Source organism: Bacillus sp. YKCMOAS1, from assembly GCF_030268125.1.
GTDB lineage: Bacteria > Bacillota > Bacilli > Bacillales > Bacillaceae > Bacillus > Bacillus safensis.
The window spans coordinates 264658-289878 of record NZ_BSEI01000001.1 but is presented as its reverse complement, the minus strand read 5'-3'; the positions used below and the strand labels follow the sequence as shown (position 1 = coordinate 289878).

Sequence of the window (25221 nt, the reverse complement as noted above, 5' to 3'; positions counted from 1 at the left end):
AAAAGGAGGAAACATCATGGCAGTAAAAGTCGGTATTAACGGATTTGGACGTATTGGACGTAACGTATTTCGTGCAGCATTAAATAATCCTGAAGTTGAGGTAGTAGCGGTTAACGATCTAACAGATGCTAACATGCTTGCACACCTTTTACAATATGACTCTGTTCACGGAAAACTAGATGCAGAGGTTTCTGTAGACGGTACAAACTTAGTAGTGAACGGTAAAACAATCGAAGTATCAGCTGAGCGTGACCCTGCGAAATTAAGCTGGGGTAAACAAGGCGTAGAAATCGTTGTTGAATCTACTGGATTCTTCACAAAACGTGCAGACGCTGCGAAACACTTAGAAGCTGGCGCTAAAAAAGTCATCATCTCTGCTCCTGCTAACGAAGAAGATATCACAATCGTTATGGGTGTAAACGAAGACAAATACGATGCAGCTAGCCACGATGTCATCTCTAATGCATCTTGTACTACAAACTGCTTAGCACCATTTGCAAAAGTACTTAACGATAAATTTGGTATCAAACGCGGTATGATGACAACTGTTCACTCATACACAAATGACCAACAAATTCTTGACCTTCCGCACAAAGACTACCGTCGTGCTCGTGCAGCTGCGGAAAACATCATCCCAACTTCTACAGGTGCTGCGAAAGCTGTTTCGCTTGTATTGCCTGAACTTAAAGGTAAATTAAACGGTGGCGCTATGCGTGTTCCAACACCTAACGTTTCTTTAGTTGACCTTGTTGCTGAATTAAACCAAGATGTAACAGCTGAAGACGTAAATGCAGCACTTAAAGAAGCAGCTGAAGGAGAACTTAAAGGAATCCTTGGCTACAGCGAAGAGCCATTAGTATCTGGTGACTACAATGGTAATGCAAACTCTTCAACAATCGATGCTCTTTCTACAATGGTGATGGAAGGCAGCATGGTGAAAGTGATCTCTTGGTACGATAACGAGAGTGGATATTCTCACCGCGTTGTTGACCTTGCAGCTTACATTGCAAAACAAGGTCTTTAATTTCTCACACTGAAGGAACTCACTTGGTTCTTTCCTAGAGACACGATATAATGAAGACGGACAAGGGAAGGGGAAGCATCCCTTTCCCTTTTTCTCTGTTTTTATCCGTTCTGCACGATTTCTCGTTTTGATGAGGGCAAAATGGGAAAAGGATAAAGAGAGTCTTGTCCAATGCGTAAGGAAACCAGAATAAAGGAGGATCTCCTGACGAGCATGAATAAGAAATCAGTAAAAGACATTGACGTAAAAGGTAAAGTTGTGTTCTGCCGCGTAGATTTTAACGTTCCAATGAAGGACGGAGAAGTGACGGATGATACTCGTATCCGCGCAGCATTACCAACGATTGAGTATTTAACAGGACAAGGCGCAAAGGTACTGCTAGCTAGTCATTTGGGTCGTCCGAAGGGTCAAGTTACTGAAGAACTGCGTCTGACACCTGTGGCAAAACGTCTGCAAGAGCTTCTTGGAAGAGATGTGAAAAAAGCAGATGAAGCTTACGGCGACAACGTGAAAAAGCAAATCTCTGACTTAAAAGAAGGAGATGTGCTAGTGCTTGAAAACGTTCGTTTCTATCCTGGTGAAGAAAAGAACGATCCGGAATTATCAAAAGCATTTGCTGATTTAGCCGATGTGTATGTCAATGATGCGTTCGGTGCTGCACACCGTGCACATGCATCGACAGCAGGAATTGCAGCTTATCTTCCGGCTGTTTCAGGCTTCCTCATGCAAAAAGAGCTTGAGGTGTTAGGAAAAGCCATTTCAAATCCTGATCGCCCATTTACTGCGATTATCGGCGGCGCAAAAGTAAAGGATAAAATCGGTGTCATTGAAAGTCTTCTTGATAAAGTAGACAACCTCATCATCGGCGGCGGACTTGCTTACACATTTGTGAAAGCACTTGGCCACGATGTAGGGAAATCTCTATTAGAAGAAGACAAAGTCGATTTAGCGAAATCCTTTATGGACCGTGCAAAAGAAAAAGGCGTGAACTTCCTGATTCCAACAGATGTTCTGGTAGCCGACGATTTTTCAAATGATGCGAATACAAGCATTGTGCCAATCTCTGAAATTCCAAGTGATCTAGAAGCACTTGATATTGGAACAGAGACAAGAGAAAAGTATGCTGACGTTATTAAAAACAGCAAACTTGTTGTCTGGAACGGACCAATGGGTGTATTTGAAATCGATGCATTCGCTAAAGGAACAAAAGCAATCGCAGAAGCACTGGCAGAAGCAAAAGATACATATTCTGTCATTGGCGGTGGAGATTCAGCAGCAGCTGTTGAGAAATTTGGTCTTGCCGATCAGATGAGCCATATTTCTACAGGCGGCGGCGCTTCACTTGAATTTATGGAAGGCAAAGAACTTCCTGGTGTTACTGCATTAAACGATAAATAAGACCAAAACTGCTATAAGGAAGTGTCAATCATGAGAAAACCAATTATAGCTGGGAACTGGAAAATGAACAAAACACTTGGCGAAGCAGTCAGCTTTGTTGAAGAAGTTAAGTCATCTATTCCATCTCCTGACAAAGTGGAATCCATTGTCTGTGCGCCAGCTCTTTTCCTTGAAAAGCTAAACAGCCTATCAAACGGAACAGACCTTAAAATTGGTGCACAAAACATGCACTTTGAAGAAAATGGTGCATTCACTGGTGAAATCAGCCCTGCTGCTCTAAAAGATCTAGGCATCGGCTATTCAGTGATTGGGCATTCAGAGCGCCGTGAATTCTTTGCTGAAACAGATGAAACAGTGAACAAAAAAGCACATGCTGCATTCAAGCATGGCATCGTTCCAATTATTTGTGTTGGTGAAACGCTTGAAGAGCGTGAAGCTGGCAAAACAAATGAACTTGTCGCTGATCAAGTGAAGAAAGCACTAGCTGGTTTAACGAAGCAGCAAGTTGCTGAATCTGTGATTGCCTATGAGCCAATCTGGGCTATTGGTACAGGAAAATCTTCTACAGCGAAAGATGCAAACGACGTTTGCGCACACATCCGCCAAACCGTTGCAAGCGAATTTGGTCAAGAAGCGGCAGACAGCCTTCGCATTCAATATGGCGGAAGCGTGAAGCCGGCAAATATTAAGGAATATATGGCAGAATCCGATATTGACGGTGCTTTGGTAGGCGGCGCAAGCTTAGAACCTCAGTCTTTCGTTCAATTATTGGAGGAAGGTCAATATGAGTAAGAAACCAGCAGCATTAATCATCTTAGACGGGTTCGGTTTAAGAGGCGAAACAGTCGGTAACGCTGTCGCACAAGCAAAAAAACCGAACTTTGACCGCTACTGGAACGAATTTCCGCATCAAACCTTAACGGCTTCAGGTGAGGCAGTAGGTCTCCCAGAAGGTCAAATGGGGAACTCTGAAGTGGGGCATTTGAACATCGGTGCAGGGCGCATTGTATATCAAAGCTTAACAAGAGTGAATGTTGCCATTCGTGATGGGGAATTTGAGAAAAACGAAACGTTCCTAGAGGCAATGACTTATGCAAAAGAGAATGACAAGGCGCTTCATTTATTTGGTCTCTTGTCAGACGGCGGTGTGCACAGTCATATCCAGCATCTTTTTGCCCTGCTGAAGCTGGCGAAAAAAGAAGGCTTAACAAAGGTATACATTCATGGCTTCTTGGACGGACGTGACGTTGGTCAGAAGACAGCCAAAGTGTACTTAAAACAGCTGGAAGAACAAATCAAAGAAATCGGTGTCGGTGAAGTGGCAACACTTTCTGGACGCTATTACTCAATGGACCGTGACAAACGCTGGGATCGTGTGGAGAAAGCGTACCGCGCGATGGCGTATGGTGAAGGCCCAAGTTATCAAAACATCTATGATGTCGTTGATGACTCCTATGAAAATGGAATCTACGATGAATTCGTTATTCCATCTGTCATTACGAGAGAAAATGGTGAGCCGGTTGCCAAAGTAAACGACGGCGACTCTGTGATTTTCTATAACTTCCGTCCAGACCGTGCCATCCAAATCTCGAACACTTTCACAAATGCAGATTTCCGCTCGTTTGACCGCGGAGAAGCTCATCCGAAGAATTTACACTTCGTTTGCTTCACACACTTCAGTGAAACGGTTGACGGCTATGTTGCCTTCAAACCAGTGAATTTGGATAACACAGTAGGAGAAGTGCTTGCTCAAAACGGATTGAAACAGCTGCGGATTGCTGAAACAGAGAAATATCCTCACGTGACGTTCTTTATGAGCGGTGGACGTGAAGAAGAATTTCCTGGTGAAGACCGCATCTTAATCAATTCACCAGATGTGGCAACCTATGACCTCAAGCCGGAAATGAGCGCTTATGAAGTAAAGGATGCACTTGTTGCAGACATCAATGCTGACAAGCATGATGCGATCATTCTGAACTTTGCTAACCCGGATATGGTTGGTCATTCAGGTATGCTTGAGCCAACAATCAAAGCTATTGAAGCAGTAGATGAGTGCTTAGGAGCTGTAGTCGACGCAATCCTGGCAAAAGGCGGACATGCCATCATCACGGCAGACCACGGTAACGCAGACGTGCTAATTACCGAAGAAGGAAAGCCGCATACTGCACATACAACGAATCCTGTGCCAGTCATCGTGACGAAAAAAGGTGCGACGCTTAGAGAAGGCGGCATTTTAGCCGATCTATCTCCAACGCTTTTAGACTTACTTGGTCTTGAAAAACCAAAAGAGATGACAGGAACATCATTGATTCAAAAATAACAAATTGATTCAAAAGGAGAGAAATTAAAAATGCCATACATTGTTGACGTATATGCACGCGAAGTATTAGACTCTCGCGGTAACCCAACAGTTGAAGTAGAAGTTTACACAGAATCTGGCGGCTTTGGCCGTGCGCTTGTTCCAAGTGGTGCTTCTACTGGTGAATATGAAGCAGTAGAACTACGTGACGGAGACAAAGACCGTTACCTTGGAAAAGGTGTTCTGACAGCTGTAAACAACGTAAACGAAATCATTGCACCAGAGCTTTTAGGCTTTGATGTAACAGAACAAGTAGCGATCGACAAAATGTTAATCGAACTTGACGGAACAGAAAACAAAGGGAAATTAGGCGCAAACGCAATTCTTGGCGTATCTATCGCTGTAGCACGTGCGGCTGCTGATTTCTTACAAATTCCACTTTATCAATACCTTGGTGGATTCAACTCCAAAACGCTTCCAGTACCGATGATGAACATCGTCAACGGTGGAGAGCATGCGGATAACAACGTAGACATTCAAGAATTCATGATTATGCCTGTAGGTGCTCCAAACTTCCGTGAAGCACTTCGCATGGGCGCTCAAATCTTCCATAGCCTGAAATCTGTATTAAGCGCAAAAGGTTTAAACACAGCTGTAGGTGACGAAGGTGGATTCGCTCCAAACCTTGGTTCTAACGAAGAAGCACTTCAAACTATCGTTGAAGCGATCGAAAAAGCTGGCTTCAAACCAGGTGAAGAAGTGAAACTTGCAATGGATGCTGCATCTTCTGAGTTCTACAACAAAGAAGACGGTAAATATCATTTATCAGGCGAAGGTGTTGTGAAAACATCTGCTGAAATGGTTGACTGGTATGAAGATATGGTATCGAAATACCCAATCATCTCTATCGAAGACGGCCTTGATGAAAACGACTGGGAAGGTCACAAACTATTAACTGAGCGCCTTGGCAGCAAGGTTCAGCTAGTAGGAGATGACTTATTCGTAACGAACACGAAGAAGCTTTCTGAAGGTATTAAAAATGGTGTCGGTAACTCAATCCTGATCAAAGTAAACCAAATCGGTACATTAACTGAAACATTTGATGCAATCGAAATGGCAAAACGCGCAGGATACACAGCTGTTATTTCTCACCGTTCTGGTGAAACTGAAGACAGCACTATTGCAGACATCGCTGTTGCAACAAACGCTGGACAAATCAAAACAGGTGCTCCGTCTCGTACGGACCGTGTGGCGAAATACAACCAATTACTTCGCATCGAAGATCAATTGGCTGAAACAGCACAATATCACGGCATTGCAACATTCTATAACTTGAATAAATAATGTCAGCTATGCGCTGCGTTCCACTCTTTCATGAGAGCGGGACGCAGCGTTTTTTTGTTGAGCGAAATCCGCTGGCTAATTCATTTGACTTATCCTATTTCTGTAAAACCTCCTCCTTCAGTTAGAGACAAAGTCAAAATCCCCTCCATTTATAAGCACTAAATCATGAAAATTCGTCTAAAAATATGATCTGAAATGAACTTATGCTTTCTGTAAGGGAGTGGTATCATTTTACATATATTAGGGGGTGATGAGATGCTGAATCCTTTTAGCCTTCGTTTTCCAGTAGGTGTGTATATGTATGTCCTTCACCTGTTGGCGGCATATGATGAAAGGAAGCAACGAATTCTAACTTCTAAGAATGTACAGAAAAACGCATTTTGGATTTATGTCCTTGCCGCTATATTGGGCATTATTTCACTTGGAGCATTGATTTGGGCATGCAAGACCTTTGGACGGGGCTCGAAATTTTTAGGAGAGTTCAAATTATTAGGCATGTACGTTAAAATCCAGTGTGGTTATTAACAGGGATGAGAACAGATGCAAGGTCATCTGTTCTATCTGAATCAAACGGAGGGATATGATGCTGACATTACAATTAAAAGAAAAAACATATAGCCGCACCTTCTCTCTCCGCAATATTCAAATAAGTGTCGAGAAAGGGCAGATGCTGCTGCTTTTGGGGCATAATGGTGCGGGAAAGACGACGATGATCCAATCCATGTTTGGGCTGACGCCATTTATAGGATGCGTCACTTTACATGGTAAACAGCTGAACCTTCAATCCTCAGAACATATCTCCTTGTTTAAAAAACATGTTTCCTATATTCCTGATGACCATTCGTTGTTCGATTATTTATCGCCGAGGGAATACTTTCAATTACTTCAGCTGCCAAATGAGCAAGATGTCACACGGGAAGAGACGTTCATTGATCTGTTTGAGCTGGGGTCGTATATGGATCAGCCTATCGCTCAGCTGTCTCATGGCAATCAAAAGAAAACGCAGATCATTTCACAGCTCCTCAGGCCATGTGATTATTATGTGTTTGATGAGCCAACGAACGGACTTGATCCAGATATGATGATTATCTTAAAAAAGGTGCTCATGAAGCTGAGAGAGCAAGGCGCTGGCATTCTCATTTCAACCCATCATTTGAGTTTTGGTGATACGCTTTATGACCATCTCATGATCTTGAGAAATGGTGACGTCAAGCTGGATATGTCCCGCCAAGAAACGAATCAGACATTTCCTCATCAGGCACTTGAAGAGATTTATAAAGAAGTGAATCGAGATTACTATATGCAGGTGGAGAGGTTACTCAATGATCTGGACACGACACGTTCTTCATAAAATAGAATGGGGGATGCTGACAGCAAAAGGAAAGCAGCTCGCAAAAAAGTACCCAATACAGCTTCTCGCAGCCGCGGCTTTTTTCTTGCTCATGTATGCGATATACGTCGTTATCAGCCTGCGCTTTTTCATGCAGGCAGGAGAAAGCGAGCCGGCTACTCTATACCTCCAATTGATGAAAATGACGCTTTTACTTTTAAGCGCAGGCATTGTGTTATCCCGCAATAAATTAAAGCGCCAGGAATATCAATTCTACTTTTTGAATAGTGCGATACAAAGTGTGCCATTTGTCCTTTGTGTATATTTCTTTCCGATGCTCTTTTGTTTCCTCGTGGTTGGACTGCTTTTTTTACCGATTGTATTAGGCCTTTTGATCAGCGGTGTTACGCCATCTCTTTATTGGATAACGGTTGTATGCATGACTTGCTGTGTACTGGCTCTGTTTGCACTCGCTTCTTGGATGGTGATGCGGATTGCTGTGAGCCATTTCGTATCAAAAACAAAAGAGCATTTGCTGCTGCAAACGCTCGGCTTTGCGGTGCTGAATCTATTGGTGTTTCTCCTTTTGCAAAAAGCAATGGAGATGATCCGCGTATGGCCATCAGTCTATCTCATATTTCTAATGATCCTTCTAAGCGCTGGCTGGCTATGGCTGAAGGGGTTAGCGGCTTCTTATGTCCATTGGATGTTTTTGCAGCTGAAAACAGAGGTGAAGTCGTTTTCTTATAAGAAAATCAGAACGCAATCTTCCTTTCTGACGCACCTGCGGCAGGAATTGGTCTATTTCAGCCGTTCATCTGTTTTTAAAGAACAGGGCATTTTGTTTTTATTTCTCGTTTGTTTGACGGCGGGGCTGCCTTTTGTTTTTACACCGGTAGAAATCGGCTGGCTGTATGCCTTTATTGTTCAGTATGCGTTAAAGGAAATATTGATCATGCTTCCGCTGATGATTGGCAGAGAATATCATATGAATCAAAGGGCCATCTTTATGTTAAATACATCAAAGGGCGCTTATTTGTTGTCGAGAATTTTATTTTATTACGCTATTAATTTGTTGCTATATTTTGTGTTTATTGGGTTTGCATCTATAGTGATAGGCATTGAAAGTGAAGGCCATGTCCTTGCAAGTTTGTCCATTTTGTTGATCACTGCCATGGCGGCCTGTACCGGATTTATCGTGAAGATCAGTGAGTTTAATAAACTGTTTGTCATCGTAATGATGATTGCTGTATTCAGCTTCATCGATATGCTTTTATTGAAGTGGCTTTCAACAGATGTGTATCTTCTCACCACCGCCTATCTGCTAGGTTCACTTGCATTTTTTAGCTGTATATATGCGGTCATGTTAAAGAGGCCTGTCTTGCGATGATAGAGCTTGTGTGTAGTTTCCTATTGGTTGTGCTGATACATGAACTCGGTCATATGCTGATGATCATGGTGTGTAACAAAATCGAAAAAAGGCCGCTCTTTGATTTTGTGATAACGATTGATTGGAAGCATGTGGCGCTGGTCCATGAGAAATTTGTCCGGCCGAGCTTCAATATGATGGTGGCACTTGCAGGCCCGCTCTTTCCGGTGCTTTGTTCGATTGTGCTTTTTATGATATGCAAGCATCCGGTAAGTCATCAACTGCTGTTTTTTTCTTTACTAAATACGGTGATGCTGCATCCAGCTTGCCCAGACGGGAAAAATATCACAGCCAGTTTAAAAGAGATGAAGGAGAGAAAGAGATGATTAAAGTATTTCATTCGTTTTCCAGCGGTTTAACACTTGCGATGCTGTATGTATTTGCTGTGTTTATGACCCCTGTTTTTTTACTGCTGCTAGAGGTCAATCATGTTGAATCAAGTCCATCAATGTTTGGCATGCCATTTTATATCATGAAAATTGAAGAGTATCAATTCAGTTCAGAGGCGACGCTCTTTGGATGTGTGGTCTGCTTTTTAGCTGGCGCCGTGCTCTATTTTTTTATTCAATATGTGAAGCATGTGGTGAAAAAGCGTAGAACATAAAAAAAGCAGACGGAACAAAACATCAGTCTGCTTGCAAAGTGAGTGAGAGCCGTACCATATCCATACACTGAATGCCATTTTCAAAAATCGGTTCATCATAATGTTTAAGAAAGAAATCGTGGTCAATAGATGTCATGCGGAAGCCGCATTTCTGATAAAGTGCGAGCTGCTGGATACTCGAGTTACCTGTGCCGATTTCAATCGTGTGAAAGCCGGCGGCTTTCGCTTCAGAAATGGCATGGCGGATCAGCTGCTTTCCAATTCCTTTTCCTTGCCATGATTCCTTCACGGCGACGTTGATTATTTCGACTGTCTGCTGAGACAGAGATAAAAGCACATAGATACCAATCACGTCCTGTTCATGATAAGCGGCATAACAAGAACCGGATTGCACATATTCAAGTACCTTTTCCTTTGAAGGATCAGCTAAGAGTAAAAGATCCATAGGGACAGAATGATCACCTGACAATGGCCGAATTTGTATCATGTTTTTCATCCTTTCTATTCTTTAATATATCCTTGTTTCACACCCCAATCATATTGATCCTGTACCCATTGTGAGGGCGGATTGTGGGTGACATTTGGGTCTTTTTTGACAGTTGTTTTCCTTGGAGTCTGTGAAGTCTGCTTATTCGCTTGAGCAGTGGCTTTCGCTGACGTCAGCTCTTTTTGAAGCTGGTCGATTTTTGCCTCAAGCGCTTTACGCTGTTGGACTTCTTTTTGATAGGCTTTCTTTTCTTTTTTGAGCTTTTTCGTGATGGTAGACAGTTTCTTTTTTTGATCTTCGTTTTTATGCTTCAAATCTGCTTGATTTGATTTTAACTTCGAAAGCTGCTCAGTGTTCGTTTTGCTTTCTTGCTGAAGTTTTTCCTCTGCTGCTTGGATGGACTGCTGCTGCCAAACAATCCAGCCGGCTGCTCCTAAAACCACAGCGCATAGAAGGATGATGGTGATCGTTTTCTTCATGTGTCATTCCCCTTTCTTTAAACCTTTATTATCATCGGTTAAATATATACAGGTTTTAACATCACAAGGGAATATTCACATCAGATTGGCAGACACTATGAAAAAAGGAGGGTGTCTGTTGATTTCCTTTATGATTCATGTCGTGGTCTCATTATTTGCTGTATCTAACCCTATTGGAAACGTGCCTCTTTTTATTACCTTAACAGAGGGATATACAGAGAAAGAACGCTCCCAAACAGCCAAAAAAGCCATTGTGGTCTCTTTCATTATTTTGGTTGCTTTTCTATTGGCAGGGAGGCTCATTTTCAAATTGTTTGGGATCGATATTCATGCTCTCCGCATCGCCGGAGGTATTTTCATTTTTGGTATCGCTTACAATTTACTGAATGCAAAGGAGTCACATGTCCAAAATCCTCATTCTGAGGAAAAGGCAGAAAGCAAAGAAAAGGCGGATGTCTCCGTTACGCCGCTGGCGATTCCGATCATCGCTGGTCCCGGTACAATCGCTACAGTGATGAGCTTAACCCCGGGAAGTCAAGGGATGCTTCACATGTTTGCGATTTTAATCGGCATTGTCATCGTACTGGCGATGACCTTTTATGCCTTTCATTATTCAAGTTTCATTATGCGAAAAATGGGGAAAACAGAGATGAATGTCGTGACTCGCTTAATGGGATTAATTCTTGCTGTAGTGGCAGTTGAAATGATTGGCGCGGGCTTAAAAGGGATGTTTCCGATGTTTATGTCATAAGTGTATATAAAAAAGCTGTTTTTTTCTACAATGATGTAAAATAAAACAGCTTTTTTTAAGGTTTCGGCACATGCTTAAATACTTCTTCACTCTCAAAGAATTCAATTAAGCGGCTAATCCAATCATAGTAATCAAGACTTTCCTTGATTTCTGAAAGAAGCAGATTGATTTTATCCTCTGTCTCTTCTGGCAGGTCGTCCTGTGCAAGCAATTCCAGCAATTCCTTGCACGTTTTCTTATGTGCTTTGCGGTTTTTGCTGACAACTCGGGACCAATTGGCTGCAAACAAGGAAATAAACGTTTGGTATTGATCTTGCTCAACGTCATATAGATCTTTACGTATTCCTTTTTCATAAACCTTTTCCGCAATATTCAAATCGAGCATTTCTCGAACGACTTGACTCATTCTCGTTTTGCTCATGCCTGTCGCCTCTGATAGCTCTCCAAGCGTCATTGGTTTACGGTTCATGTGAATGATACCAAGCACTCTACCTACTGTAGAAGAAAGACCAAAGGCATTCATGTTCTCGGCAGCTTTTTCAATATAATGATCCTGTGCTTTTTGAATGGCGCCTAACGCTTGCTTGTCCACTCCCCGCTTCATCCCTTCACGACTGACAATTTGTAACACAATATATCATATACCTGTTTGTTGATGAAAACAATAAATATTGAGTATTTGCTCGTAATTTGGAGGAAAAAGGAGAGATCTCTATCTAGCAGGCCGTTAACTGAAAATTTTAAATAAATGTTATGCAATACAAACACATCATAAACTTTTTATTTTATAAAGTTTGCACTATAATAAATAAGGTGTAAATTTTCTGAAAATATTGATCCGACTAATTGGAGGTGTCTCATTTGCTGAAACTAGAGAATGTATCTAAGACGTATAAAGGCGGAAAAAAGGCTGTCAAAAATATTGATTTAGAAATAGCAAAAGGAGAATTTATTTGTTTTATTGGACCGAGTGGCTGTGGTAAGACAACAACCATGAAGATGATCAACCGACTCATCGAACCTTCCTCAGGAAACATCTTCATCGAGGGAGAAAATATTATGAAAAAAGATCCAGTTCAATTAAGAAGAGAAATTGGCTATGTGATTCAGCAAATTGGACTGTTCCCCCATATGACCATCGCACAAAACATTTCACTTGTTCCAAAGCTGTTAAAATGGCCGGAAGAAAAACGAAAAGAACGGGCACGTGAACTGCTGAAGCTTGTCGACATGGGACCAGAATATTTAGAGCGCTACCCTCATGAACTCAGCGGAGGACAGCAGCAGCGCATCGGTGTTCTTCGCGCACTAGCAGCGGAACCCCCTCTGATCCTCATGGATGAACCGTTTGGCGCACTTGATCCAATCACACGAGATTCATTGCAGGAAGAATTTAAGAAACTGCAAAAAACGTTAAATAAAACCATCGTATTCGTCACACATGACATGGACGAAGCCATTAAACTAGCTGATCGAATTGTGATTTTAAAAGATGGAGAGATTGTCCAAGTAGGTACGCCTGACGATATTCTGCGGAACCCTGCCAATGAATTCGTAGAAGAATTCATCGGCAAAGAACGACTGCTTCAATCGAACCCGAACATGGAACGTGTAGAACAAATGATGAACACGTCACCAGTCACCATTACAGTTGAAAAAACATTAACAGATGCCATCTACATCATGAGAGAAAAGCGGGTCGATTCCTTGCTTGTAGTAGATGAACATCATGTGCTAAAAGGCTATATCGATATTGAAACAATCGATGCGAACCGCAGAAAAGCAGCTTTCGTTGGTGATATTTTAAATACAGAGTTCTATACCGTACAAGAAGGCGCACTTCTAAGAGACACTGTCCGGAAAATCTTAATACGCGGCATTAAATATGTACCGGTTGTGGATGCAGAAGGGCACTTAAAAGGCATTGTGACACGTGCAAGTCTTGTAGATGTTGTGTACGACTCCATTTGGGGAGACGATACGCCGGCGGCTGTCACTGAAATGAATTAAGGGAGGTGTACACATGGATCAAATCATCGACTTTTTAGAGAAAAATGGTGGGGAACTCCTCACAAAAATGTGGGAGCATTTATATATTTCCTTAATTGCTGTTGTGCTTGGTATTCTTGTTGCCGTTCCTTTAGGTGTGCTTCTCACACGAATGAAACGAGGCGCAGGTTTTATCATCGGTATCGTGAATATCTTTCAAACACTCCCTAGTTTAGCGATTCTTGCCTTTTTTATTCCTATTTTGGGGGTTGGGAAAATACCTGCAATCGTTGCTCTCTTTTTCTATTCGGTTTTACCTATTTTAAGAAATACGTATGCCGGGGTCCAAGGTGTGAACAAAAACTTGCTTGAATCCGGTAAAGGAATCGGGATGACAACATGGGAACAAATTCGTCTTGTTGAACTCCCGCTTGCTGTACCGGTCATTATGGCAGGTGTCAGAACGTCAACGATTTATTTGATTGGCTGGACAACACTTGCAGCCTTTATCGGTGGAGGCGGTCTAGGTGACTACATTTTGATTGGACTTCAGCTGTATCAGCCGGAATTTATTATTGCAGGTGCGATCCCAGTCACGATTTTAGCAGTCATCATCGACCTATCATTAATGAAGCTGGAGAAAAAAGTAACACCAGAAGGCTTAAAAGGATTGAAGGAAGTTTCATAAGGAGTTGGCTTATGTGAAGAATCGAAAAACAAAATGGATCAGTGCACTGCTTGCCGGATGCTTGCTATTGATAAGCGGCTGTTCACTTCCTGGACTAGCCGGCTCCTCAGGGGGCACGCTGCGAATCGGAGCACAAAACTTTACCGAATCAGAAATTATGGCCTATATGGTTGGCGATATGATCGAACATTACACAGATAAAAAGACAACCATTGTGAAAAACCTAGGTTCCAACACTGTGCAGCAGAAAGCAATGGAAAACGGAGACGTTGACATCTCTGCCACAAGATATTCAGGCACGGATTTAACAAGTACGCTTGGAATGGATGCAGAAAAAGACCCGGAGCGTGCGATGGAGATCGTCCAAAAAGAATTTAAGAAACGATATGATTACAAATGGTTTGATTCTTATGGATTTGATAATACGTATGCCTTTGCCGTGACGCAGAAGATGGCGAAGGAAAACAAGTTAGAAACGGTTTCTGATTTGAAAAAGAATGCGAACAATTACCGTTTTGGTGTCGATAACGTATGGCTCAAAAAGAAAGGCGACGGCTATGAAGGGTTTGTGAAAACATACGGAATTAAATTTGGCAGCACATTTCCGATGCAAATTGGTTTAGTCTATGATGCATTAAAAAATGGAAAAATGGATATTGTGCTTGCCTATTCAACAGATGGACGAATCAAGGCCTATAACCTCAAAATCTTAAAAGATGATAAACGGTTCTTCCCGCCATATGATGCATCGCCAGTAGTCCCGGAGAAAGTCTTAAAAGAAAATCCAGGACTTAATAAGGTGATCAACAGGCTGATCGGAAAAATCGATACAGAACAAATGCAAGAGCTGAACTACCAAGTCGACGGCGAGCTTCAAGAACCAGCAACCGTTGCAAAGAATTTCCTGAAAAAACACAATTACTTTGAGTAAGATGGGGAGGTGTCACGGCTGATGGACACACTGCAGCAATTATGGACGTATTATCAGCAGAACGGTTCATATGTGTTAGAAGAATTTTATCGGCATTTTCTCATGTCGGCGTACGGGGTGTTGTTTGCGGCGATTGTCGGGATTCCAGTAGGCATCTTTGTGGCGCATTACCGCAAGCTGAGCAATTGGGTCTTCGCCATTACCAACGTCATTCAAACGATACCGGCATTAGCGATGCTTTCTGTGTTGATGCTTGTATTAGGTCTTGGCGCAAATACAGTCATCCTATCACTCTTTTTATATTCGCTTCTGCCGATCATCCGAAACACGTATACAGGCATCGTCAGCATTGAACATGCCTATTTAGAATCAGGTAAAGCGATGGGCATGACGAAATGGCAAGTGCTGAGAATGGTTGAATTACCGCTTGCTTTATCAGTCATTATGGCAGGTTTAAGAACCGCACTGGTCATCGCCATCGGTATTACAGCGATTGGAACATTTGTGGGCGCGGGAGGTCTTGGTGATATCATCATCAGAGGATCAAACGCCACAAACGGAACAGCCATCATTTTAGCAGGTGCGATCCCAACGGCACTCATGGCTATCATTGCTGACCTTGTCATGGGCTGGCTCGAACGCTATTTAAGCCCGACAAACAAGAAAAAAGAAAGAAAAGCGTTGGCTGAAAAAAACATCACATCTGCTTAAGCGGTTGAAAAGACAAAACCTCCCTTACATCTGTAAGGGAGGTTGTTTTATGATGATCAGACAGTTCACATGCATGTATTTTATGATTCAAGCGTGATCCATTCAGAGGACCACTTCGCAATTTCTTCAAAAACGGGTGCAAGTGAACGCCCCATATCTGTTAAAGAATACTCTATGCGCACGGGTGTTTCAGCAAAAACCTCCCGTTTTACAATACCTGCTGCCTCCAGCTCTTTTAATCTCTCAGATAATACTCTTCCGCTTAAATTTGTCAGAGCCGCCTCAATTTCACTAAAGCGCTGCTGACCTGAGAGAAGCTGAAAAACAATCAGTGCCACCCAGCGTTTGCTCAATAACTCAACTGCTTTTTCAAACCGCGGGCACATGTCAGATTGATTCATCTTCCTTCACTCCAATCTGAACCCATTATACCGTACATCTGTCATAAATCGGCGCAAAAAGCTTGTCAATGATGAAAACATTTATGAGGACGACCGGCTGTTTAACATAAATAACAAATAGCGGTTGAGGTCCTCTATTTCTTTTTTCGAAAGGGTCGACCATATGTCACCATTAAATATTTCGAGATCATCAAGTTCATATTGCGCTGCGGCTTCCTTTATTTTGGATAAAGCCAGATCCTCTTCCTTGATCTGATGGACAGGAGAGACTTCCTCAATATAGCCCGCAGCCTGCATCATGTCTTCATAAGGTACCTTTAACGCGCCAGCTAGCTTTTTAATCGTAGGAGGTTTCGGAATGCCGCGTTTTCCGTTCTCAATACGAGAAATACCGGCAGCGCTGACCTCAGAATACATCGCTAATTGGTTCACTGACAGCTTCTTTTCTTCACGTAATGCTCTTAAATATGCACCAAAGTTCATCAACGCAAAACCTCACATGGTTATAGATTCGATATGTCTATTTTACTTGATTTGTTGACTATTGGCAATAAGTATACCATGAAAATATTGACATTAGTTAATGGTGGATGTACATTAGGTTTATGCCCCGCTATTTGTTCGCCTTTTTTTGGTTGATGAGCGTGAGAAAGTATTCATTCAGCTGGCTGATGTCTTGTGCGGAGAGCCTTTCCCATTTGTCCCCGTCAAAAATGGGAAGATGTTCTACATCCTTTTGAAGCGCCGTTTGATAGATTTTTAACATGGACTCATATTTCGGTTTCATTTCATGAACTTGTTCCTGTTCAATATGACCGGCAAGCAGCATTAAATCCTCATAAGGCACCTTCAAGGCGTGTGCTAATTTTTTTATGGTTAAAGGTTTTGGCACACCGCGCTTTCCATTTTCAATACGAGAAATACCAGCAGCGCTTACACCTGAATACATGGCAAGTTGATTGACCGACATTTTTCTATTTTCTCTTAAAATGCGTAATTGTTCACCAAAGTGATTCATGACATCGAACCTCACATTTCAGTATATGACTTATTTTAGTATGATCATTGACCAAAGGAAATAGCAGAGGGGTAAAAGTGTTGACATAAGTTAATGAATCTGCTTGATGTGAGAGCCTTACATGTTGTACATATTGATTCCATAGGAGGTTGTAATGATGGTCGAAAAGATTCAGATCAGGCGGGCTTTTGTCATGCAGTATATGATCGAGAACGATATGTCTTTAAATCAGCTCGCTGATGAAATTGGCATCTCTCCTGCCACACTTAGCAGGGTATTAAATGGTCACCGGAAACCAGGACAGCTTGTCATTGGCAAAATGATTCATTACTTTGATAAAAAATTTGAAGATCTATTTTACTATGAAAATGTTGACAAAAGTCAATAATTGATATCATCACCAAGGAGGAAATGTCATTGAAAAGGACAGGGATGGTCAGACACATTGATTCTCTCGGCAGAATTGTTCTGCCCTCAGAAATGCGCAAGGTACTCAATATTAAAGAAGAGCAGCTGTTAGAAATTTTCATTGAAGATCAAACCATTATGCTGAAAAAATATGATGCAGATAAGAGCTGCCTGCTAACGGGACAAGTGACGAAGTACAACAAAAGTTATGGAAATGGAAGCGTGATGCTGAGTCCTGAAGGAGCTGAACGTTTGTTAGAAGAATTAAAACAGCTATTGAAGGAAGAAGCAACTCATTAAAAATAAGTTTTTAACCGAAAAATTGCATATAAAAATGCTGCAACCAGCACTTTGGAACGAAATTGTATCAAAATAACGAATCAAGTCGACAATATATAGGAAATCTTTATTTTGATGTTTCGTGACATGCACCTTGTTTTCATGTAAAATAAAGTTATGTGTACCAGTTTGTCTGGAGGTGTTTTCATGCACGCATTTGTTATCACATTACTCGTAATTGTCAGTATCGCACTTATCATCGTTGTATTACTACAATCAAGTAAAAGTGCTGGACTGTCAGGCGCTATTTCAGGTGGAGCCGAGCAGCTTTTCGGTAAACAAAAAGCGAGAGGCCTTGACTTGATTCTTCACCGATTAACGGTTATTTTGTCAGTGCTTTTCTTCATCTTAACACTTGCATTGGCATATTTAGGCGTGTAAAGCGCGAGTAACAGAAGGTCTGATCTTTTTTCAGACCTTTTTTTATTATCAGCACTCTTTTGTGTTTGTTTCATACATACAAGTGGAAAATATAAACCATATCAGAAGGAAAGGAAGTCACATCATGAAAGTTGTTACACCAAAACCATTCACATTTAAAGGTGGAGAAAAGGCGGTGCTTCTTCTTCACGGTTTTACTGGGAATACAGCCGATGTTCGAATGCTTGGTCGTTATTTGAACGAAAGAGGATATACATGCCATGCACCTCAATATAAAGGACACGGTGTGCCGCCAGAAGAGCTTGTCCATACAGGCCCGTCTGACTGGTGGAAAGATGTGGAAGAAGGCTATCAATTCTTAAAAGATGAGGGCTATGAGGAGATTGCGGTTTGCGGACTATCCCTCGGAGGAGTTTTTTCATTGAAATTAGGTTACACTGTACCTGTAAAGGGAATTGTACCTATGTGTGCACCTATGTACATAAAAAGTGAAGAAGTCATGTATCAGGGTGTACTAGATTATGCCCGTAACTATAAAAAATTCGAGGGTAAGTCTGAGGATCAAATTGAGCAAGAGATGGAAGAGTTCAAGAAAACACCAATGGGTACGCTCAAAGGCCTGCAAGAACTCATTGCAGATGTCAGAAACAATGTTGACATGATTTATTCACCTACTTTTGTTGTTCAGGCACGTCATGATCATATGATTAATACAGACAGTGCAAACATTATTTATAACGAAGTAGAGACAGATGAAAAACATTTAAAGTGGTATGAAGAATCGGGCCATGTTATCACGCTTGATAAAGAGCGGGAGAAGGTTCATCAGGATGTATATGCATTCTTAGAATCACTCGCTTGGTCAATTTAAATATATAGGGGGTTAGAGTGTGCAAAAAGAAGAATTTATGGATGAATTACTTGCGTTTATGCAAGAAGAGGCGTACAAACCATTAACGGTACAGGAATTAGAAGTCATGATGGAAATTACCAATCCAGATGATTATAAAGAGCTCGTCAAAGCACTTGTGATATTAGAGGATCAGGGACTTATCGTCCGTACCCGCAGCGACCGCTATGGTGTACCGGAAAAAATGAACTTGGTAAAAGGAAAGCTGTCTGCTCATGCAAAAGGATTTGCATTTGTGACGCCTGAAGAGTTTGGACAGGATGATATTTTCATTCCGCCAAATGAGTTAGGCACAGCGATGAATGGCGATACCGTCATGGTTCGTGTCAGCCACAAATCAAACGGCACGAAAAAAGAAGGAACTGTCATCCGCATTCTGGAGCGCAATACTCAGACGGTTGTCGGTACCTATACTGAAACGAAAAGCTTTGGCTTTGTTATTCCTGATGATAAAAAAATCACAAACGATATCTTCATTCCGAAATCCGCTAAAAATGGAGCGGTCGAAGGTCATAAAGTCGTTGTGACGCTGACAAGCTACCCTGAAGGAAGAATGAGTGCAGAGGGTGAAGTGACTGAAATCCTTGGTCATAAAAATGACCCTGGCATTGATATTTTGTCGATCATTCATAAGCACGGTCTGCCAGGTGAGTTCCCAGAAGAAGCGCTTCAGCAGGCAGCGGACACACCGGAAACGATTGATGAAAAGGACCTTGAAGGCAGACGCGACTTGCGCAATGAAACGATTGTGACGATTGACGGTGCAGATGCGAAGGACTTAGATGATGCCGTAACTGTGCAAAAGCTGGAGGATGGCAAATATAAGCTTGGCGTGCACATTGCAGACGTTTCTCATTATGTTACAGAGAATTCCCCGATTGATCAGGAAGCTTATGAACGTGGAACGAGTGTGTATCTCGTCGACCGCGTCATTCCGATGATTCCGCATCGTTTGTCAAACGGTATTTGTTCATTAAATCCAAAGGTCGATCGTCTCACACTGTCTTGTGAAATGGTCATTGATCGAAACGGAAAAGTCGTCAAACACGAGATTTTCCAAAGTGTGATCAAAACGACAGAAAGAATGACCTATTCCGATGTAAATAAGATTTTAGTCGACCAAGACGAAGAGCTTCTAAACAAATATGAGCCGCTTGTTCCGATGTTCCAAGAGATGGAGAAGCTTGCAGAGATTCTACGTGACAAACGAATGGAGCGCGGAGCTGTAGACTTTGATTTCAAGGAAGCAAAAGTACTTGTAGATGATGAAGGAGCAGCGAAAGACGTTGTCATTCGTGAGCGTTCCGTTGCAGAGAAATTAATTGAAGAATTCATGCTTGTTGCAAACGAAACGGTTGCAGAGCATTTCCACTGGATGAATGTTCCGTTCATTTACCGAATTCACGAAGAACCAAATCCAGAGAAACTTCAGCGCTTTTTAGAGTTCGTGACGACGTTTGGTTACATTGTAAAAGGAACGTCAACGAATATTCACCCGCGCGCACTTCAAAGTGTCCTCGATGCTGTCAGGGATCAACCAGAAGAAGTCGTCATTCAAACCGTGATGCTTCGTTCTATGAAACAGGCAAAGTATGATCCAGAAAGCATTGGCCATTTTGGATTATCAACGGAATTCTATACACACTTCACATCACCGATCCGACGTTACCCGGATTTAATCGTGCATAGACTGATTAGAACCTATTTGATTCAGAAAAAGACAGATGAAGCGACCCTAGAAAAGTGGGGCCAGCTGCTGCCTGAAATCGCAGATCATGCATCTACGATGGAGCGCCGCTCAGTCGATGCAGAGCGTGAAACAGATGATCTGAAGAAGGCAGAGTTTATGCTAGATAAAATCGGTGAAGAGTTTGATGGCATGATTAGTTCCGTGACGAATTTTGGACTATTCGTTGAACTGCCAAATACGATAGAAGGTCTTGTCCATGTCAGCTACATGACTGACGACTATTATCGCTTTGATGAGCAGCACTTTGCCATGATCGGTGAACGTACAGGAAATGTCTACCGAATCGGTGATGAAATCACTGTTAAAGTTGTGAATGTCAATAAAGATGAGCACTCGATTGATTTTGAAATCGTAGGTATGAAGGGCACGCGCCGTAAATCACCAAAAGATTTCAAGTTCAAAAAACGGACAGATCCACCAGCGAAAAAAGGGCGTGGAGGTCAAAAAGCCTCTGGGGAAAAAGGCAAAGAGGATAAAAGCGGAAGTGACTGGTTCACAAGCCGTAAGAAGAAAAAAAAGAAAAAACGCGTATTTGAAAACGCACCGAAACAAAAACGCAAAAAGAAAAAGTAACGTGCCAAAAAGCAAATAGGGCATCACGCTCTATTTGCTTTTTGACCACATGGCGTCAGCATTGTCGAAAGGTGGATTGTTTGATAAAATAATCCGTACGATTTGGACCGTGTTTGTGTCAAAAGGAGGGTGTACGCCAATGCCAAAGGGAGAGGGAAAGGTTGTTTCCCAAAACAAAAAAGCAAATCATGATTACTTTATAGAAGAAACTTACGAAGCCGGCCTTGTATTACAAGGAACTGAAATCAAATCGATTCGTGCTGGAAAAGTGAATTTAAAAGATTCCTTTGCCAAAATCGAGCGAGGAGAAGTGTTTCTTCACAACATGCACGTGAGCCCATACGAACAGGGGAACCGTTATAACCATGATCCGCTGAGAACGAGAAAGCTGCTGCTTCATCGCAAGCAAATCAGCAAATTGATTGGTGCGACAAAGGAAGAAGGCTATTCACTTGTGCCTCTGAAACTATATTTGAAAAATGGCTTTGCCAAAGTGCTGATCGGAATCGGAAAAGGGAAGAAGAAATACGATAAGCGTGAAGATCTGAAGAAAAAAGATGCAAAACGTGAAATCGAACGTGCCTTCCGCGATCGTCAAAAGCAATTCTAGCCTGATGCAGATGGCTTGCTGAGAGCGGAAGCATTATGCTACAATATGTTATGCAGAAAACAATCATCGCTTTTTTACAGAAACCACCAGTTGTTTCGAGCGATAAGATTGTTATAATAGTTATATACGGAAGCAGTTAAGCTGAACTTCCATCCCGTATATCCCTTTTACAAGGGGACGTTACGGATTCGACAGGGATGGTTCGAGCTTAGGCTGCGAGCCGAGAGGCGATCTCGTTAACACGCACTTAAATGTAACTGGCAAAACTAAAAGTTTTAACCAAAACTTAGCACTAGCTGCCTAATAAGCGCAGCGAGCTCTTCCTGACATCGCCTATGTGTCTGTGAGGAGCCCAATGAAGTAGGCTACGCTTACGTTTCCGTCTGAGGACGTAAGAAGAGATCCATCAGACTAGCTCTCCAAGCGCCCGTCAGCAGGCATGAGGATGAGTGAACACAAAATATGTTGACTACGCTCGTAGACGCTTAAGTAATCGATGTCTCTGGACGTGGGTTCGACTCCCACCGTCTCCATCAAAACTTTTAGAATGCAGTCGTATCAAGGGTTTGAAAGCCCTTGATGTGGGGCTGGCATCATTCTGGCAACATTTTAGAAAACTTCTTCTTTCATAAAAGCTACAACTTCCTTTTGTTTGGAAGGGTATATGTGGCTATAATTTTTTAGTGTTTCTGCAACATCTGAGTGCCATAAAACGATTGGTTAGCACAAAAGGATTGCAATTTTTATTTATTAAATATTAGGCATGTTTTATGAAACACAAAGAAATAAAGCTTGGTGAAGCATTTACGCTTGATTAGGTGACCGTTAACGGATCGAAAATGTATAAAATTAAATCAGGATTATACATCACTGCTTCATTAAAATATGTTAAGGTAAAACAAAAGTAAATTGAGAACTCCTCCATTTTTTTGGAGGAGCTTTTTTGTGTTAATTCTTTACTTCAAGTCCACCTATTTATCATTCGTATTTTTGGAATATCAAAAAAACATTTAAAGAAAGGAGGGATACATCTATCTTGTCTAATTCTTCTTATTACTTATTTTTACATAAATGTTGGAAGGTGAAAGGAAATTTGAGATAATGAATTGAAATTACCTTGGATATACATGAAAAATAGATGTGTAGAATGTTTGATTTTTCTGTGATTTGGGAGGTGAACTATAATGAATGGAATAGATATATTAGAGGACGCTTCAAGACTTGGTCAATTAATTCTTTTCTTCTCTGGATACGCTCTTTATTGGAAACTAATCAAAACAAAAAAAGAGCGACCTCTCACAAAGTACGAAAATTTCCTTAAATTTTTTGTAATGTTAGGCATGGTAATTTATTTTCTCTCATTTTTATCTTTAAACTTGTGGGCGTAATATGTCGATGTATGTCTGATTATGTATGCTTCTCTTTATCAAGATCCGTCACGTCGTACCCTTCTACAAAAAGATAATAAAAACCCTTCAACTTGAAGGGTCATATTAAAGAAGATACTTTATCGGTAATTTTCATTTGTTCCCACCGAACGTTCGTTCAAGAATTTAGCCACTGTTTCCTCTTCATCTATATAAGGAGCTTTCCAAAATACAGCTATCTGATTGATTGTATCATCATCCTTTGCAGCATGCAGTCGTATCAAGGGTTTGAAAGCCCTTGATGTGGGGCTGGCATCATGAAAATTGAGATTAAATACAAGAAGACGCTAATGATAGCGTCTTTTTTTTATCCTTTTTATAATTTTTTAACAGAAAAGCCAAATGAGGATGTATTTACTAATAAATTGAATGAATAGCTAAATATAACCACTATTTAACCGATGAAATGTAGGAATGTTACACCATATACAAGTGGCAATTTTATTGAAATTAAAGCTTGAAAAAACAGCAGGAATGCAGAAGGAGTTTATCTTAGTGAACAAAGTAAAGACTAAATCACTAGTCGCAATGATGATCATGCTTGCTGTGCTGATGGTATTCGGTACAGCGTGCAGCAACCAAAAAGCAGAAAAAGAATATGCCGAGTGGTATGAGAACTACAGAAGTGATATCGAAGACACAATGCTCGTGTTTGCTAAAAAGATGGTGGCCATTGATGCAGGTAATGATGAATGGCTTGGATCTGTCGAGAAGTCACTTTTTGATGTACAAAAAGTCATTGATGAGGGCAATGAAAAGAAAAACGTTCCTGGTGCTTATAAAAAAGCACATGAGTATTTGCTAAAAGCAAACAAAGGATATCAATATGCCGTAGAAGAAACACCGAAAGCACTTGAAAATCTTGATCTTGAATCACTGGATAACATTTCGAAAAGACTCGACAAAGCATACGATCAAACAGCCAAAGCAGATGAAGAAGTAGAAAAAGTCTCAAAGGATAAGGAGTAATTCACACATGAAGACAAATAAAAGGACAATGATTTCAGTATTTATTCTAGTATTTACATTGATGATGAGCACAGCATGCGGTAAAAATGAAACAGCAAACGGTTCATCGTCAAATAAAGCGCAGGCAAAACAAGAAAAAATTGAAAAGATGACCGATAAAGAATATGCATCATGGTATAAAGGGTATCTAAAACGTTTTGAAGATAGACTTATGACATTTATCTTAACATTAGTCCCAATGGATGAGGTTTATGATAAAGAGTGGGCTAGTGACCTTGAAAAGGAAATCAATAGCATGCGTGAATTACTTAGCGAAGCCAAAGAAAAAGAAAACAAAGTTCCTGATACCTATAAAGAAGTAAATAGTTACTTAGTAAAAACAGATGACAAATTCGAACCGCTTTTAAAAGATATCTTAAAGGTTACAAAACAAGATAAGGTCGTTGATGATGATTTAAATTTCATAAATGCTAGAATGAAGAAAGCATTAGAAGAAATGGATCATGCAAAAACAGAAATTAGTAAAATTGAAGATGAGAAAGCTAAAGATACACCAAAGGACAAATCAAAATCTTGATTTTAAAAAATGATGCTGAAATAAGGGAGATACACCAAACTTGATTCACAGCAGAAAAAGAGATGCCAGATCTGGCATCTCTTTTCTTATGTACGGTTTCTCAAAGAAGATACCACCAACTGAACAAACAAAGGAAAAACGACAACCACCGCAAACATCATCAAAAATTCATCTGACACAAGTTCCACAAATGTTGTCTGAATCACATAAATCGCAATCAGCAGCAAGTAACTGATCAAAAATAACAATCCAGAACTTCTCTTTTCAAACGGTTTTTCCAAAAGAATCAGCAGAAACAGCCCCATCATGATCATCCAAAAAGTCATATTGCTTTCGAGTCTCCTCTCCATTGATCCCCACATTGTACATATATTTTTCTTGGCGCAACATACTT

General features: G+C 41.2%; 31 protein-coding genes, 1 other RNA gene and 1 pseudogene. 25 read left to right on the top strand and 8 right to left on the bottom strand.

Going from position 1 to position 25221, the window contains the following annotated elements:
* Window positions 1-16: 16 nt before the first annotated feature.
* The 10 genes from gap to QSJ46_RS01535 all read left to right on the top strand — a co-directional run bounded on the left by gap (window position 17) and on the right by QSJ46_RS01535 (window position 9428).
* Window positions 17-1024, top strand: coding sequence for a type I glyceraldehyde-3-phosphate dehydrogenase (gene gap, locus QSJ46_RS01580; RefSeq protein WP_007500174.1), 1008 nt, complete (start codon window positions 17-19; stop codon window positions 1022-1024).
* Between the two features lie 213 nt (window positions 1025-1237).
* Window positions 1238-2422 carry a phosphoglycerate kinase gene (locus tag QSJ46_RS01575; RefSeq protein ID WP_285604182.1) on the top strand — a complete coding sequence of 395 codons (1185 nt, stop codon included), beginning with the start codon at window positions 1238-1240 and terminating at the stop codon, window positions 2420-2422.
* Window positions 2423-2452: 30 nt separating this feature from the next.
* Entirely contained in the window at window positions 2453-3214 is a 762-nt protein-coding gene (tpiA, locus tag QSJ46_RS01570) for a triose-phosphate isomerase (protein ID WP_017359213.1), read from the top strand.
* Window positions 3207-4742, top strand: a complete 1536-nt coding sequence (gene gpmI / locus QSJ46_RS01565) for a 2,3-bisphosphoglycerate-independent phosphoglycerate mutase (protein WP_107163049.1) — start codon at window positions 3207-3209, stop codon at window positions 4740-4742. Before tpiA ends, gpmI begins: the two co-directional genes overlap by 8 nt.
* A 30-nt stretch (window positions 4743-4772) precedes the next feature.
* The gene (eno, locus tag QSJ46_RS01560) at window positions 4773-6065 is read left to right on the top strand and encodes a phosphopyruvate hydratase (RefSeq protein WP_003212752.1); all 1293 of its coding nucleotides are present in this window, start codon (window positions 4773-4775) and stop codon (window positions 6063-6065) included.
* 255 nt (window positions 6066-6320) lie between these two features.
* Window positions 6321-6590 carry a hypothetical protein gene (locus QSJ46_RS01555; RefSeq protein WP_041107838.1) on the top strand — a complete coding sequence of 90 codons (270 nt, stop codon included), beginning with the start codon at window positions 6321-6323 and terminating at the stop codon, window positions 6588-6590.
* Window positions 6591-6648: 58 nt separating this feature from the next.
* A complete protein-coding gene (locus tag QSJ46_RS01550; RefSeq protein ID WP_285604181.1) occupies window positions 6649-7416 on the top strand; it encodes an ATP-binding cassette domain-containing protein in 768 nt (255 codons plus the stop codon).
* On the top strand, window positions 7388-8785 hold the full coding sequence (locus QSJ46_RS01545) for a hypothetical protein (protein WP_285604180.1): 1398 nt from the start codon (window positions 7388-7390) through the stop codon (window positions 8783-8785). The genes QSJ46_RS01550 and QSJ46_RS01545 overlap by 29 nt, the downstream gene beginning before the upstream one ends.
* Window positions 8782-9150, top strand: a complete 369-nt coding sequence (locus tag QSJ46_RS01540; RefSeq protein ID WP_285604179.1) for a hypothetical protein — start codon at window positions 8782-8784, stop codon at window positions 9148-9150. The genes QSJ46_RS01545 and QSJ46_RS01540 overlap by 4 nt, the downstream gene beginning before the upstream one ends.
* A complete protein-coding gene (locus tag QSJ46_RS01535; RefSeq protein ID WP_039181498.1) occupies window positions 9147-9428 on the top strand; it encodes a hypothetical protein in 282 nt (93 codons plus the stop codon). The genes QSJ46_RS01540 and QSJ46_RS01535 overlap by 4 nt, the downstream gene beginning before the upstream one ends.
* Before the next feature lie 22 nt (window positions 9429-9450).
* Here the strand turns inward: QSJ46_RS01535 and QSJ46_RS01530 are convergent, their stop codons facing one another.
* Window positions 9451-9915: a GNAT family N-acetyltransferase gene (locus QSJ46_RS01530; RefSeq protein WP_107163052.1), complete on the bottom strand. Its 465-nt coding sequence runs from the start codon at window positions 9913-9915 to the stop codon at window positions 9451-9453.
* Between the two features lie 14 nt (window positions 9916-9929).
* Window positions 9930-10394, bottom strand: a complete 465-nt coding sequence (locus QSJ46_RS01525; RefSeq protein WP_285604178.1) for a coiled-coil domain-containing protein — start codon at window positions 10392-10394, stop codon at window positions 9930-9932.
* A gap of 118 nt (window positions 10395-10512) precedes the next feature.
* On the opposite strand from QSJ46_RS01525, the gene QSJ46_RS01520 reads away from it, so the two are divergent.
* A complete protein-coding gene (locus tag QSJ46_RS01520) occupies window positions 10513-11145 on the top strand; it encodes a MarC family protein (protein WP_047202979.1) in 633 nt (210 codons plus the stop codon).
* 55 nt (window positions 11146-11200) lie between these two features.
* On the opposite strand, the gene QSJ46_RS01515 is transcribed toward QSJ46_RS01520, so the two are convergent.
* Window positions 11201-11737, bottom strand: a complete 537-nt coding sequence (locus QSJ46_RS01515; protein WP_285604377.1) for a GbsR/MarR family transcriptional regulator — start codon at window positions 11735-11737, stop codon at window positions 11201-11203.
* A 269-nt stretch (window positions 11738-12006) separates the two neighbouring features.
* Between QSJ46_RS01515 and QSJ46_RS01510 the strand changes: the two genes are divergently transcribed.
* From QSJ46_RS01510 to QSJ46_RS01495, 4 genes are read left to right on the top strand one after another with little or no spacing between them, the layout of a single operon-like run.
* Window positions 12007-13155, top strand: a complete 1149-nt coding sequence (locus QSJ46_RS01510; protein WP_039181485.1) for a betaine/proline/choline family ABC transporter ATP-binding protein — start codon at window positions 12007-12009, stop codon at window positions 13153-13155.
* A gap of 13 nt (window positions 13156-13168) precedes the next feature.
* Window positions 13169-13822 carry an ABC transporter permease gene (locus tag QSJ46_RS01505; RefSeq protein ID WP_285604177.1) on the top strand — a complete coding sequence of 218 codons (654 nt, stop codon included), beginning with the start codon at window positions 13169-13171 and terminating at the stop codon, window positions 13820-13822.
* A 13-nt stretch (window positions 13823-13835) separates the two neighbouring features.
* Complete coding sequence (locus QSJ46_RS01500; RefSeq protein ID WP_285604176.1) at window positions 13836-14753, top strand: osmoprotectant ABC transporter substrate-binding protein; 918 nt, start codon at window positions 13836-13838, stop codon at window positions 14751-14753.
* Between the two features lie 21 nt (window positions 14754-14774).
* Window positions 14775-15464: an ABC transporter permease gene (locus tag QSJ46_RS01495; protein ID WP_034280931.1), complete on the top strand. Its 690-nt coding sequence runs from the start codon at window positions 14775-14777 to the stop codon at window positions 15462-15464.
* A gap of 80 nt (window positions 15465-15544) precedes the next feature.
* On the opposite strand, the gene QSJ46_RS01490 is transcribed toward QSJ46_RS01495, so the two are convergent.
* The 3 genes from QSJ46_RS01490 to QSJ46_RS01480 all read right to left on the bottom strand — a co-directional run bounded on the left by QSJ46_RS01490 (window position 15545) and on the right by QSJ46_RS01480 (window position 16883).
* On the bottom strand, window positions 15545-15865 hold the full coding sequence (locus tag QSJ46_RS01490) for a catDE operon transcriptional regulator CatR (protein ID WP_024423485.1): 321 nt from the start codon (window positions 15863-15865) through the stop codon (window positions 15545-15547).
* 81 nt (window positions 15866-15946) lie between these two features.
* Window positions 15947-16348 (bottom strand): helix-turn-helix domain-containing protein, encoded by a 402-nt coding sequence (locus tag QSJ46_RS01485; protein ID WP_285604376.1) that lies wholly within the window; start codon window positions 16346-16348, stop codon window positions 15947-15949.
* 130 nt (window positions 16349-16478) lie between these two features.
* On the bottom strand, window positions 16479-16883 hold the full coding sequence (locus tag QSJ46_RS01480) for a helix-turn-helix domain-containing protein (RefSeq protein WP_034660010.1): 405 nt from the start codon (window positions 16881-16883) through the stop codon (window positions 16479-16481).
* 154 nt (window positions 16884-17037) lie between these two features.
* On the opposite strand from QSJ46_RS01480, the gene QSJ46_RS01475 reads away from it, so the two are divergent.
* From QSJ46_RS01475 to ssrA, 7 genes are all read left to right on the top strand, one after another.
* Window positions 17038-17271 (top strand): helix-turn-helix domain-containing protein, encoded by a 234-nt coding sequence (locus QSJ46_RS01475; RefSeq protein WP_024719830.1) that lies wholly within the window; start codon window positions 17038-17040, stop codon window positions 17269-17271.
* A gap of 29 nt (window positions 17272-17300) precedes the next feature.
* Window positions 17301-17591, top strand: coding sequence for an AbrB/MazE/SpoVT family DNA-binding domain-containing protein (locus QSJ46_RS01470; protein WP_039181465.1), 291 nt, complete (start codon window positions 17301-17303; stop codon window positions 17589-17591).
* A 186-nt stretch (window positions 17592-17777) separates the two neighbouring features.
* Window positions 17778-18011 carry a preprotein translocase subunit SecG gene (gene secG, locus QSJ46_RS01465; protein ID WP_003212746.1) on the top strand — a complete coding sequence of 78 codons (234 nt, stop codon included), beginning with the start codon at window positions 17778-17780 and terminating at the stop codon, window positions 18009-18011.
* 124 nt (window positions 18012-18135) lie between these two features.
* Complete coding sequence (locus tag QSJ46_RS01460; protein WP_047202976.1) at window positions 18136-18882, top strand: alpha/beta hydrolase; 747 nt, start codon at window positions 18136-18138, stop codon at window positions 18880-18882.
* Window positions 18883-18901: 19 nt separating this feature from the next.
* The gene (gene rnr, locus QSJ46_RS01455) at window positions 18902-21244 is read left to right on the top strand and encodes a ribonuclease R (RefSeq protein ID WP_047202975.1); all 2343 of its coding nucleotides are present in this window, start codon (window positions 18902-18904) and stop codon (window positions 21242-21244) included.
* 139 nt (window positions 21245-21383) lie between these two features.
* Window positions 21384-21854 (top strand): SsrA-binding protein SmpB, encoded by a 471-nt coding sequence (gene smpB / locus QSJ46_RS01450; RefSeq protein WP_012011279.1) that lies wholly within the window; start codon window positions 21384-21386, stop codon window positions 21852-21854.
* A 173-nt stretch (window positions 21855-22027) separates the two neighbouring features.
* Window positions 22028-22390, top strand: a transfer-messenger RNA (tmRNA) gene (gene ssrA, locus QSJ46_RS01445).
* A 73-nt stretch (window positions 22391-22463) separates the two neighbouring features.
* Here ssrA and QSJ46_RS01440 read toward each other — a convergent pair.
* Window positions 22464-22611: pseudogene (locus QSJ46_RS01440) on the bottom strand (site-specific integrase); the annotation flags it as partial.
* Between the two features lie 427 nt (window positions 22612-23038).
* Between QSJ46_RS01440 and QSJ46_RS01435 the strand changes: the two are divergent.
* The 3 genes from QSJ46_RS01435 (at window position 23039) to QSJ46_RS01425 (ending at window position 24827) form a co-directional block, all read left to right on the top strand.
* Window positions 23039-23242 carry a hypothetical protein gene (locus QSJ46_RS01435; protein ID WP_039181453.1) on the top strand — a complete coding sequence of 68 codons (204 nt, stop codon included), beginning with the start codon at window positions 23039-23041 and terminating at the stop codon, window positions 23240-23242.
* A gap of 483 nt (window positions 23243-23725) precedes the next feature.
* Window positions 23726-24250 carry a hypothetical protein gene (locus tag QSJ46_RS01430; protein WP_224929506.1) on the top strand — a complete coding sequence of 175 codons (525 nt, stop codon included), beginning with the start codon at window positions 23726-23728 and terminating at the stop codon, window positions 24248-24250.
* Between the two features lie 7 nt (window positions 24251-24257).
* A complete protein-coding gene (locus QSJ46_RS01425) occupies window positions 24258-24827 on the top strand; it encodes a hypothetical protein (protein ID WP_047202775.1) in 570 nt (189 codons plus the stop codon).
* Between the two features lie 86 nt (window positions 24828-24913).
* Here QSJ46_RS01425 and QSJ46_RS01420 read toward each other — a convergent pair whose 3' ends face one another.
* A complete protein-coding gene (locus QSJ46_RS01420; RefSeq protein ID WP_107163056.1) occupies window positions 24914-25153 on the bottom strand; it encodes a hypothetical protein in 240 nt (79 codons plus the stop codon).
* Window positions 25154-25221 lie beyond the last annotated feature (68 nt).